Below are 12483 nucleotides of genomic sequence, written 5' to 3'. Positions count from 1 at the left end.
CGAGCAGCTCTTCATTTGAGTTAAGTGTCATGGTAGTACGCTACCTCAATATTATCTGACTGGAAACATATCGGTAGGCTAGCTCTATCTTTTAACTCATAGATTTAGGTTCCGACCGTCACCCTGTCCAAGGTATTAATCTTGGCATTCGACTACTATGCCGTCAGCTAACTTCTGTTTAATCACCTTGATCATTACTGACCGAGGCGCTGCTGTGTTCCACCACTTTTGTCTATCCCCACGATGGCAGCTAGTAGGTTAGGCCTACTTATGAGTCAGCGACCATGCTGACAGCTTCACAGCAGCAAGCTAAATAGACCTCCCCAGATAAGAACGTGAACTTTCACTACACAACTGCATCATTGACTCTACCCGTTAGATCAAACGGCCTCGGTATCCTTGACCACCTCGCCTCCAAGCTAAGCCTTATAGGATGTTTCTGTTCGCCAGCTCGTAGTCTTGCTAGCAACTTCCTCCGCACAAGACCCCGTGGTATTGCAGTTGCCATTCGCCAGTAGTTAGCATTTAATGGAACCCATTAAATGGTGATCTTCCTAGTGTGAACTTTCACCCCATTGGTCCACGCCCATACTGGGCGCACCAAAAAAGGTAAGGCGACGCATAAATGCGCGCTTGCTTTAAGCGTTATGTGAATCTTAGATAAATATGAAAAAAGCACTTTTTTTAGTTTTGATAGTTGGTGGAATTTGGAAATTTTACAACCACTCAGCTGAAGTGTCGTTTGGGCCTGGAGTAATGGCACCTGAGCTACCGCAGCAGGAGAAAATTGACTCGATTTTTGGTTTCAGTTATGGAAAATACAATATTACGGAAATTGCAGAATTTAGAATTAAAGCAAAAGTACTATCCAAGAAAAACTATCATACTGGTCGAGAAGCAGAGCTTTCACCTACTGATTTAGTATTAGGTTGGGGAAATATGTCTGATGAGAGTGTCCTAGAAAAAATTAAGATATCACAATCACGTCGATTTTATTGGTGGCGGGTAGACTCATTTCCAATACCTAGAAGAGAAATTGAAACCCATAGTGCTAATATGCACCTCATTCCTGGTAACGATGCTATAGAAGGCCTCATTGATGAAATTCGTAAGGGAGATATTATAGAAATATCAGGGAGTTTGGTAAACGTAAAATCTACCACTGATAATTGGTATTGGGAAAGTTCCCAAACTCGTGAAGATACTGGAAAAGGAGCTTGTGAATTAATATATGTTAAGAAGATTAACATAAATACTATTTAGTTTTGCATGTTTCATCACTTAAATCAGGTAGCCGTCAGTTTCTAGCTATCGGCCCCCACACCCCCCCTCTTGTGTGCCCGCAATGACGACTCCCTGTCCATAATGAATCTCTACACAACGATAGTGTCGAACAGCTCTTCATTTGAGTTGAGTCTCATGGCAGTGCGCTACCTCAACTATATCCGACTGGAAAAATATCGGTAAGCTAGCCCAGTCTTTTTAACTTGTGGATTTTAGATTCAGGCCTTCACCATATCCAAGGTATTCATCTTGGCATTAGGCTACTACGCCATTGGCTGACTTCTGTTTAATCACCTCGGCCATTACTGACCTAGGCGCAGCTGTGTTCCACCATTTTTTCTATCCCCGTGATGTTGGCTAGCGGGTTGGGCCTACTTATGAATCAGCGGCCACGCTGACAGCTTCACAACAGCAAGCTAAACAGATCTCCCCAGATAGGAGAGTAAACTTTCACTACACAACTGCATCATTGACCCTACCCGTTAAATCACCCCGCTTCGGTGTCCTTGGCCACCGCACCTCCAGGCTAAGCCTTATAGGATGTTTCTGTTCGTCAACTCGTAGTTTTGCTAGCGGCTTCCTCCCCACAAGACCTCTCAGTGCTGCAGTTGCCATTCGCTGGTAGTTCGCATTTAATAGAAACCATTAAACGGTGATCCTCCTACATGGGACTTTCACCCCAATTAGTCCACACTCATGTTGGGCTCATCAAGTAAAGGCACCCGATGTCAAAACCGCTGCTTCGCTCTGGTTTTACCACAGGTGCTTTAGGCATTAGAGGTAAGGAGTTTCAAATGAGGGCCATTTTATTAATAACCGTTCTTTTTCTTGGTGCTTGCGAAGTATCCACTTCAAAGAATTATACTATTCAAATTGAGGGAGGCCAGAATCATGAGGAGAACCTCAAGGCCGCCCCTGTCATAGCTAATCTTGTCTGGAATGGCAATTTACATCATCAAATTCAAAAAGAAGTTGTAGAGCTCCAAGATCAAGATTTAAGTAATCTTTTAGGTCTTCGCTACAAAAATGTGTCTTTTAGTTCTGGTGAAAAAGGCGTTTTTATTCAATGCATATTTAAATCTTCATTCAGTGACAAGGTGGGCGATAAAGTAATTGAGATTTGTAGAAAAGAAGTGGAAGCTCAAATTGCTGACCACTTCACTTCCAATAAGTCAAATCATTCGGACGCCACTGTCGCGACGCCCGGTGTTTGAGACGTTATGACTTGACCAATGATGCAATTTATTAAAACCAAAGACTTGAATAAATCTGCAAAACTTACTCTTGCCAACATGCAGGAGTACTACGACATGTATGGCGTTGACTGGACTTTATCAGATGTACGCAGTGCAATTGAAAATCTTGAGAATTATGATGTAGTGAATGATGATGGAGTTTTTGGGATTGTTAGGCTCTCATTTGAAAACAATCGCTGTCAACTGCGAGATATTCAAGTTGTATCTAATCAACAAAACAAAGGGTTAGGCGCTTTAGTTATCTCTAAGGTAACCGAGCTTGCAAGGCAAAAACAACTAGGGTTCATTGATCTACGAGTATTTAAACGTAGTCCAGCATATAGACTTTATGGTCGCCTAGGGTTTGTCACAGAAAGCGAAGATGATAAATTTTACCAAATGACGCTTACAGTCATATAAACCGGGTAGCCGGTAGTTTCTAGCCACCGGCCCCCACACCCACCATCGTGCGGGTCTGCAATGGGCGGTTCATATCCGTAATAAATCTCTGCCCAACGATAGTGTCGAGCAGCGCTTCACTTGAGTTGAGTGTCATGGCAGTGCGCTACTTCTCTATCAACGACCACGCTGACAGCTTCACAACAGCAAGCTAAACAGATCTCCCCAGATAAGAATGTGAACTTTCACTACACAACTGAACCATTGACTCTACCCCAGGATCACACGGCTTCCGTGTCCTTGACCACCTCGCCTCCAGGCCAAGACTAATAGGATGTTTCTGTTCGTCAGCTCGCAGTTTTACTAGCAGCTTCCTCCCCAAAAGACCTCGCGGTATTGTAGTTGCCATTCGCTAGTAGTTAGCATCTAATGGGCCCCATTAGTTCCCGCCCATACTGGGAGCACCAAGCAGCAGCACGTAAGCCCAGCAAAAAAAACGGGCAGGACGGCCTGTACGCCGCTTCGCTCTGTTTCGGCCGCCCGTGTGCTGGGCGTATGTGTAAATATAGTTAAGAAACCTTTTTCGTGATGGTGATAACGAAAATAGGTAACAGCAATCACCCAAAAAGAGTCATATTTAGTATGAGTACAGGTACGGTAAAGTGGTTCAATGGTGACAAAGGTTTTGGTTTTATTACCCCAGATGATGGAAGCAAAGATCTATTTGTTCACCATTCAGAAATTCAAATGAGTGGTTTCAAATCTCTGAATGAAGGGCAAAAAGTAGAATATGTTGTGGGGCAAGGGCAAAAAGGACCGTGCGCCAACAATGTAAAGTCGCTGTAAGATAGTTAACAGCATAAATCGGGTAGCCGGTAGTTTCTAGCTACCGGCCCCCACACCACCCATCGTGCAGGCCCGCAATGGGCGGTTCCCTATTCGTAATGAATCTCTACCCAACGAAAGTGTCGAGCAGGTCTTGGGTTGATTGTCACGGCAATGCGCTACCTCAACTTTAACGGACTGGAAACATATCGGTTGGCTAGCCCCGTCTTTTAAATCCTGGAATTTGGGTTCAGGCCTTCACCATGTCCAAGGTATTAATCTTGGCACTTGGCTACTATGCCGTCGACTGACTTTAGATTAATCACCTCAGCCATTACTGACCGAGGCGCTGCTGTGTTCAACCGCTTGTTTTCCATCCCGCGATGGTGGCTAGCGGGTTGGGCCTATTTATGAGTCAGCGACCACGCTGACAGCTACACAGATCTCCCCAGATAGGAACCTGAACTTTCACTACATAACTGAATCATCGACCCTACCCGCTAGGCCACCCGGCTTCGGTGACCTTCCCCACCTCGCCTCCAGGCTAAGCTTTATAGGATATTTCTGTTCGTCAGCTCGTAGTTTTGCTAACGGCTTCCTCCCCACAAGACCTCACGGTGTTACAGTTGCCATTCGCTAGTAGTTAGCATTTAATGGAACTCATTAAAAGGTGATCCACCTACACGAGACTTTCACCCCATTAATTCACGCCCATGCTGGGCGTACCAAATAAAGGCACCCCACCGCCGCTTTGGTTTTGCTGCTGGTGCTTTAAGCGTCAGGCGTCAAGCAAACTATCTGAGATTTTCGAGAATATGGAACTAGAGAAAAGTGAAGCTCGAAAGAGAGCTGATGAAATTAAGCCATACCGTTGTAAGAATCTAATTGCTGTTCTCGAATGCCCAATAGATATGAAAAATATTGGCACAGTTATTAGAAACGTCAATGCTTTAGGTGTAGAGAAAACATATATCGTTGATCCGCGTAACTCACTGCCTGATGATTGGCAGGAAATGAGAGAGAGAAAATCACTTTCAAAACCGTCTGTGTCTGCAATAAAATGGAGTTTTGTAAAGCGATTTGACAGTACAGAGGAGTGCTTAGCCCACTTGGCCAATAATAGATTCACCTCCATCATCACCTCTCCTCATGTAAAAGGAAAAGACAACTTTATACTACATGAGGCTGATTATACGCAGCCGAAATTAGCCGTATGGTTTGGTAACGAATCTCGAGGTATAAGCGATTTGGCAGTAGAAAACAGTGATTTCTGCGTATCCATTCCAATGTTTGGAATGATTGAAAGCCTGAATCTAGGAACAACTTCCGGAATTGTACTGTATGAAATTACTAAGCAGCGCCGTGAGTATCAGGAAAAATACAAGCGGGCACGCCGCGGTACCTAAATCTGGTAGCCGGTAGTTTCTAGCTACCGATCCCCACATCACCCATTGTACGAGCCTGCAATGGACAGTTCCCTATCCGTAATGAATCTCTACCCAACGATAGTGTCGAACAGCTCTTCATTTGAGTAGAGTTTCATGCAGTGCGCTACTTCCGAGTCAGCGGCCACGCTGACAACTTCACCGCAGCAAACTAAACAGATCTCCCCAAATAAGAGTGTGACATTTCACTACATAACTGCATCATTGACTCTACCCGCTAGATCACCCGGCTTCAGTGCCCTTGGCCACTGCGCCTTCAGGCTAAGCCTTAGAAGATGTTTCTGTTCGTCAGCTCATAGTCTTGCTAGCAGCTTCCTCCCTACAAGAGCGCGCGGTTTTGCAGTTGCCATTCGCTAGTAGTTAGCATTAAATGTTGATCTTCCTACAGGGGACTTTCGCCCCATTAGTTTACGCCCATGCTGGGCGTACCAAGTAAAGACAGCATCGTCCCTTCGGGTCTGGATCTCACTACGCTCGGCCGCTGTTGGCGACGTTAGAATTTCTACTCATCGGAGATAGGGAATGTCAACGAGAGAGATCTCCAACTATTATGACTCGACAGAACATAGTGATACTCGAGAAGATTTAATTTTTGCTCTTAGCGAAGTAAAAGGAAGAAAGATTGCTGTTGATTGTGGCTGTGGAGCAGGATCAGATATAGCTTATTTACGCAGTAATGATTTCACAGTTCATGCCTTTGATATCGAGAATGAATCTATATCTAGATGTCGTAAACGATTCAAAGATGATGAGCAGGTTATTCTATCCAGGGATAGTTTTAATACTTTCAATTATCCTGAGTCCTCACTGGTAGTTGCTGATGCCAGTCTTTTCTTTTGTCCTGAAAAAGATTTTGAGTCAGTTTGGTTGAAAATAACTAACTCTTTGACAGAAAGCGGGATCTTTTGCGGTTCATTCCTAGGGCCAAAAGATACAATGGCTGGGCCTGAGTATGATAAGGAAGCATTTTGGAGTGATACTCTGGTTATGAATGAATCGAAGATAAGAAAACACCTCAGTAACTTTGAGTTATTAAAGTGGACTGAACATGACCTTTCAGGAGAAACTACAGATGGTACACCGCATCATTGGCATATATTCTCCATCGTAGCGAGAAAAAAATCTAAAGCGAGTAGCCTGTAGTTTCTGGCTACCGTCCCTCATACTACCCATCATACGTGTCCACCATGGGCAGTTTCCTACCCGTAATACATCTCTGCCCAACGATAGCCTTGAGCAGTTCTTCAATTGAGTTAAGTGTCATGGCAGTGCGCTACTTCAACTTTATCCGACTGGAAACATATCGGTAGGCTAGACCTGCCTTCTAACGCGTGGATTTTGGGTTCAAACCTTCACCGCATCCAAAATATTGATCCTGGCATTAGGCTACTATGCCATCGGCTGCCTTCTGGTTAATCGCCTTGATCATTACTGACCGAGGCGCTGCTATATCTCACCACTTATGTCTATCCCCGCGATGGTGGCTATCAGGTTAGGCCTAGTTATGAGTCAGCGGCCATACTGACAGCTTCATAGCGGCAAGTTAAGCAGATCCCCCAGGTGAGAACGTAAACTTTCACTACACAACTGCATCATTGACTCTACCCGTTAGGCCACATGGCTTCGGTGTCCTGGGCCACCGCACCTCTTGGCTAAACCTTATAAGATGTTTCTGTTCGTGAGCTCGTGATTTTACTAGCGGCTTCCTCTGTGGTGGGCGATATGGAACTGCTGGTGCCTATGGCCAGCCTGATTGATGTCAAATCTGAAAGCACACACTTGCAAAAAGAGATCGAAAAATTATCCAAGGATCTCCCTCGCGTCGAAAGTAAGCTCAATAACCCGAAGTTTGTCGAAAAGCACCGGTTGAAGTTGTCGCCAAGGAAAAAGATAAACTCACCCACATGAAAAGTGCCCATGAGCGCCTACAGCAGCAGCTGATGTAAATGAGTAACCTTTGATCTAAAGGTGGGAGTTACATTCATCCCTACAATGCAATAAACATCTGGCTATCGGGCTCAGCCCTCTTTTTTATTGCCCAATTTTCGTAAAATTCCACCTGACGCTTATTTTTACAGAATCACCGTTTATAAGAATGGGGTATATAAGAATTAAAAGTTCCTTGGCCGTACTGGCGCTTGGTGGCGCAACGATTTATAAACAGTGAACGATCAGTTATATGTATGGGCCCATAATAGAAGCGCCCAAGATATAGCCATAAACAGAGAATAAGAACGTCTTATTCAATCAGCTTTCATTTTGCCTGAAAGCATCCCCATTCAATATTTTTGCGCTGTAAATTTCGTCGCAGTATCAGTGGTTAACCCGGGCTCAGGCCCAGAAGAAAATCGGGGAGAAATACGTTGAACTATCCAGAAGAGTTCAACCCGGAAGTATGGCCACTAATTGTTTACTGCCTGGCCGTGCTTGCATTAATCGTATTGATGCTGGGACTTTCCTATTTCCTTGGCCAGAAGCGCAGAGACCCCGCCACCGACGAGCCCTTTGAATCTGGCATTATTTCTCAAGGTAGTGCCCGATTACGTATTTCTGTTGCCTATTATCTGGTTGCCATTTTATTCATCGTATTCGACCTGGAAGCTATCTATCTGTTTAGCTGGTCTATTGCATTTTATGAAACAGGACTACTTGGATTTATCGAAGCCACCGTGTTTATTGTGATCTTGCTGGTGGGCCTGATATACCTCTGGCGACTGGGTGCGCTGGAATGGGGTGGCCATCAAAAGAGCCTGATTGATCGCGAAAATCATCAATAAACACTCATAGGAATATGCTATGCGTTGGCAGTTAAGCAAAGCCCAAGATGTAATTGCCGCCGATTCTTCTCAAGCGGAAAATGGTGCAATAGCCGAAGATCTAAAGAAAAATATCCTGCTTGCAAAACTGGAAGAGCTTGTCGCTTGGGGTCGTTCAAACTCACTGTGGCCATTTAATTTTGGACTCTCCTGTTGCTATGTGGAAATGGCTACCGCATTTACCAGCCGTCATGATATTTCTCGCTTCGGCGCAGAAGTTATTCGCGCTACACCCCGTCAAGCTGATCTTATTGTGATTTCCGGAACTGTATTCTTGAAAATGGCTCCGGTAGTGCAGCGCCTGTACGAACAGATGATTGAACCTCGGTGGGTTATCTCCATGGGTTCCTGCGCCAACTCCGGTGGAATGTACGATATTTATAGCGTTGTACAGGGTGTGGATAAATTCCTTCCGGTAGATGTGTATGTACCGGGCTGTCCACCCCGACCAGAAGCGCTGCTACAGGGACTTACTCTTTTACAAAAATCAGTTGCCGCAGAGAGACGCAGCTTTAGCTGGGTGGTGGATGAGCAGGGTACGAGGAAAATCCCCAAACAAAGCCAACGTGACCTGCACCGTGAGGAGCGCATGCGCGCAGATGTTTTGCGCTCACCAGATACTGTATAGCCACACTGTTGCCGCTGACAGACAACACAATAACAACGGAATGCCCGATGACAGGCGTCATAGCAAAAAGTGTCCACAGCGAGACTCCCTATAGCAAAGAAGCCCGGGCTTTCTTGCAAGACCTGAACCGTGAATATCAACGGCATAATTATTGGCTGCAACCTGACAGCAATGACATGCCCACGCTGTGGGTCGATACCGAATCCCTAATACCGCTATTAAGCTTTCTCAAACAGGATATTTCCCGCCCCTTTGCCATGCTGTACGACCTCAGCGCTATTGATGAGCGCTTGCGGGTTAATCGTGGGGAGGGTCCTGAAAAGCAACCAGCCAGTGATTTCACCCTTATTTACCAGCTGCTTTCTTTTAGCCGTAACTTGTTTATTCGTATTAAGATCGCACTTCCTGAATCTCATTTGTCTGCGCCATCGATTACCAGTATCTGGGAAAACGCTAATTGGTATGAACGGGAAGTATGGGACCTTTTCGGAATCCACTTTAACGGCCACCCGCACTTGCAGCGTATTATGATGCCGACAACCTGGAAAGGTCATCCATTACGGAAAGATCATCACGCTCGCGCTACAGAGGTGGACCCCTTCTCATTATCCGAGGAGAAGGAGCGACGTGAGCAGGAAGCCCTGCTGTTTCGCCCGGAAGATTGGGGGATGGCTCGCCACAATGAGGATTCAGAGTTTATGTTCCTCAACCTGGGGCCAAACCATCCCAGTGTCCACGGCGTTTTCCGCGTAGCATTGCAACTAGACGGCGAACAAATCGTGGATGCCGTGCCGGATATTGGTTATCACCATCGCGGTGCTGAGAAAATGGCGGAGCGCCAGGCTTGGCACACTTATGTGCCATACACAGACCGCATCGATTACCTAGGTGGGGTTATGAATAACCTGCCCTACGTATTGGCCCTTGAGCAACTGGCTGGAATTCAGGTTCCCGAACGTGCCCAGGTCATTCGGGTAATGATGTGCGAATTTTTCCGCATCTCCAGCCATTTGGTATTTTTCGGCACATTCGCCCAGGACGTGGGACAGATGTCTCCCGTCTTTTATATGTTCATTGATCGTGAAAAATTATTTGGCATCGTAGAAGCAATCACTGGCGGGCGCATGCACCCGGCCTGGTTCCGCATTGGTGGTGTTGCACAAGATTTACCTGAAGGCTGGGACAAGATGGTGCGGGAATTTCTCGCCTATATGCCCGCACGTCTGCGCGACTACGATGGCATGGTTATCAAGAATAAATTGTTACAACGTCGCTCCAGAGGCATCGGCGTCTACAATACCGCGGAAGCCATGGAATGGGGTGTCACCGGGCCAGGCTTGCGCGCTACAGGTCTGGGGTGGGATCTGCGTAAAAAAAGACCCTACAGCGGCTACGATCAATTCGAATTTGATATTCCCACTTACGATGGCGGGGATTGTTTTGATCGCTGCCGGGTGCGAGTGGATGAAATGTGGCAGAGCCTGAGAATAATTCGCCAGTGCCTGGAGAATATGCCCTCAGGGCCCTATAAATCCGATCATCCCTTGACCACGCCCCCTCGCAAAGGGCGCACCATGCAGGATATCGAGACTCTTATCCAGCATTTTGTTAATAACAGCTGGGGGCCGGTAATGCCTGCCGGGGAAGTATGTTTCCCAATAGAAGCGACGAAAGGGCTAAATAGTTACCAAATTATCAGTGACGGCAGCACTACGTCATATCGCACCAGAATTCGCACCCCCTCATTTCCGCATCTACAGATGATTCCACTGATGTCTAGGGGGCTGCTAATTGCCGACTTGATCGCAATTATTGCCAGTATTGATTTTGTTATGGCTGATGTAGATAGGTAAATAATAAATACGCGGCCTCAGGTCGCATCGCAGCGGAGGAGACCAGTGCGTAGGAAATTTCTATTCGCCAGTGCCACAGTGTTCATGTGCAACACAGGTGAATCACATATGCCTCCGCGATTTCGCCTGAGGATGCATATATGTCCAGCTTACTAGAACCGGAACCAATCGAAGTAATGGAGCATAGCAACAGGGATTCAGACAAATTTTCCGGGCCTCTCACAGCCGAGGAAAAAGAGGAAATTGATCGGGAGGCTTCTCACTACGAGAACAAATCCTCTGTGGGGCTGGAGGCCCTGAGAATTGTACAAAAGCATCGCCGCTGGATTTCTGACGATACTATCCAGGCTATCTCCAATTACTTGGATATCCCCGTTGCTGAGCTGGAAAGTGTAGCTACCTATTTTCAACTTATTTTCCGCCAGCCTGTGGGAAAGGAAGTTATCTATCTTTGTAAGAGCGCAAGTTGCTGGGTTATGGGCTGTGACCGTCTGCAAAAACACATTACTGAAACCCTGGCTATAGAACCGGGACAAACTTCCGCAGATGGTATCTTCACTTTATTGGAAACGCCTTGCCTGGGGGATTGCGACAAAGCACCGGTTCTGATGCTGGGTGAAGAAATGCACCGTAATCTCGATGAATCGGCCATCGACGATCTCATTGATAAAAAGAAAAAATACCATGCTGACAAATCCCCTGACTAAAAATGTCACCGACCAAAATGTCGCCGCGGATCTTGGACGCTACCTGGAAAATGGCGGCTATAGGGGTTGGCGTAAAGCTCACACCATGGCCCCGGATAAAATTATTGAGCAAGTAAAGGATGGTGGGCTTCGCGGCCGTGGAGGCGCGGGATTTAATACGGGCCTGAAATGGAGTTTCGTTCCCAGGGGTGAAGGATCTCCCGAACAAAAATTTATTGTCTGCAATGCAGATGAGATGGAACCTGGCACCTTCAAGGACCGCCTGCTTATGGAGCGCGATCCTCACCTGCTTTTGGAAGGTATGGCAATAGCCGCCTATGCCATAGGTGCTTCTATTGGTTACATCTTTATTCGCGGTGAATACCATTTAGCTGCCGAGCGCCTGGAAAACGCGATCGCAGAAGCCAGGGAGCAAGGTTTTCTTGGCAGTAATATTTTTGATAGCAAATTTAGCCTGGAAATCTTCGTACACCGCAGTGCGGGTAATTACATCTGTGGCGAAGAAACCGCATTGCTAAATGCGTTGGAAGGACGCCGTGCTATTCCTAGAGCAAAGCCGCCTTTCCCCCAGGTGAGCGGACTGTGGGGTAAACCCACAGTGGTCAATAATGTGGAGACCTTCTGCAATATCCCCCACCTGATTGAGCTTGGAGTTGACTGGTACCGAGGCCTAGGGCGAGGAGAGGACGCTGGCAGCAAGGTTTTCGGGGTCAGCGGTAAAGTAAACAACCCCGGCACATGGGAGCTTCCAATGGGCACTCCTATCCGGGAAATAATCGAGAAACATGCTGGTGGCATGCAGGATGGACTGGAGTTAAGGGGGTTCCTGCCCGGCGGTGGCTCCACGGACTTTCTGGGGCCTGAGCATCTGGACCTACCGATGGATTATGACGTCATCGGTAAAGCCGGAAGCCGTATGGGTACAGGCACAATCATTGTTCTGGACAATCAGACTTGTCCTGTGGGATTGGTACTGAACCTCTCCCAGTTCTTTGCCCGTGAATCTTGCGGCTGGTGTACCCCCTGTCGGGATGGCCTGCCCTGGGTTGTAAAAATACTGCAACGAATAGAGGACGGCGAAGGTTTACCGGAAGACTTAGATCTGCTGCGCGAGCAGTGCCAGCGTATTGGCCCCGGTAAGACATTTTGCGCCCTTGCTCCAGGGGCTGCCGAGCCACTGCAAAGTGCATTGAAACTATTCGAGCAGGATTTTATCGACCACATAGAAAACCATTGCTGCCCCTATGAATAAATTCAATTTATATCATCAGCAGAGGCCACTATCAGATCA

11 protein-coding genes and 1 pseudogene are annotated in these 12483 nt (G+C 46.7%); all 12 read left to right on the top strand.

Annotated elements, in window-relative coordinates; all coding sequences use genetic code 11:
• Nucleotides 1-666 precede the first annotated feature (666 nt).
• Complete coding sequence (locus ACJJJB_RS02425) at nucleotides 667-1263, top strand: hypothetical protein (protein ID WP_445365663.1); 597 nt, start codon at nucleotides 667-669, stop codon at nucleotides 1261-1263.
• 746 nt (nucleotides 1264-2009) lie between these two features.
• Nucleotides 2010-2498, top strand: coding sequence for a hypothetical protein (locus tag ACJJJB_RS02420; RefSeq protein WP_445365662.1), 489 nt, complete (start codon nucleotides 2010-2012; stop codon nucleotides 2496-2498).
• A gap of 18 nt (nucleotides 2499-2516) precedes the next feature.
• Nucleotides 2517-2939 (top strand): GNAT family N-acetyltransferase, encoded by a 423-nt coding sequence (locus tag ACJJJB_RS02415; protein WP_445365661.1) that lies wholly within the window; start codon nucleotides 2517-2519, stop codon nucleotides 2937-2939.
• A 621-nt stretch (nucleotides 2940-3560) separates the two neighbouring features.
• Nucleotides 3561-3764 carry a cold-shock protein gene (locus ACJJJB_RS02410; RefSeq protein WP_020412212.1) on the top strand — a complete coding sequence of 68 codons (204 nt, stop codon included), beginning with the start codon at nucleotides 3561-3563 and terminating at the stop codon, nucleotides 3762-3764.
• A 794-nt stretch (nucleotides 3765-4558) separates the two neighbouring features.
• Nucleotides 4559-5149, top strand: coding sequence for a TrmH family RNA methyltransferase (locus tag ACJJJB_RS02405; protein ID WP_445365660.1), 591 nt, complete (start codon nucleotides 4559-4561; stop codon nucleotides 5147-5149).
• Between the two features lie 561 nt (nucleotides 5150-5710).
• Nucleotides 5711-6331, top strand: a complete 621-nt coding sequence (locus ACJJJB_RS02400) for a class I SAM-dependent methyltransferase (protein WP_445365659.1) — start codon at nucleotides 5711-5713, stop codon at nucleotides 6329-6331.
• A 579-nt stretch (nucleotides 6332-6910) separates the two neighbouring features.
• Nucleotides 6911-7134, top strand: a pseudogene (locus ACJJJB_RS02395) (hypothetical protein).
• A 417-nt stretch (nucleotides 7135-7551) separates the two neighbouring features.
• Nucleotides 7552-7965, top strand: coding sequence for an NADH-quinone oxidoreductase subunit A (gene ndhC / locus ACJJJB_RS02390; RefSeq protein WP_020412205.1), 414 nt, complete (start codon nucleotides 7552-7554; stop codon nucleotides 7963-7965).
• A gap of 19 nt (nucleotides 7966-7984) precedes the next feature.
• Complete coding sequence (locus ACJJJB_RS02385; protein ID WP_282951438.1) at nucleotides 7985-8632, top strand: NuoB/complex I 20 kDa subunit family protein; 648 nt, start codon at nucleotides 7985-7987, stop codon at nucleotides 8630-8632.
• A gap of 47 nt (nucleotides 8633-8679) precedes the next feature.
• On the top strand, nucleotides 8680-10485 hold the full coding sequence (nuoC, locus tag ACJJJB_RS02380; protein WP_445365658.1) for an NADH-quinone oxidoreductase subunit C/D: 1806 nt from the start codon (nucleotides 8680-8682) through the stop codon (nucleotides 10483-10485).
• 140 nt (nucleotides 10486-10625) lie between these two features.
• A complete protein-coding gene (gene nuoE, locus ACJJJB_RS02375) occupies nucleotides 10626-11192 on the top strand; it encodes an NADH-quinone oxidoreductase subunit NuoE (RefSeq protein ID WP_282951440.1) in 567 nt (188 codons plus the stop codon).
• Nucleotides 11170-12444 (top strand): NADH-quinone oxidoreductase subunit NuoF, encoded by a 1275-nt coding sequence (nuoF, locus tag ACJJJB_RS02370; RefSeq protein ID WP_020412201.1) that lies wholly within the window; start codon nucleotides 11170-11172, stop codon nucleotides 12442-12444. The genes nuoE and nuoF overlap by 23 nt, the downstream gene beginning before the upstream one ends.
• Nucleotides 12445-12483: the final 39 nt, after the last annotated feature.

The sequence above is a fragment of the Microbulbifer variabilis genome (genome assembly GCF_052468405.1).
This window is presented reverse-complemented; position numbering and strand designations above follow the sequence as displayed.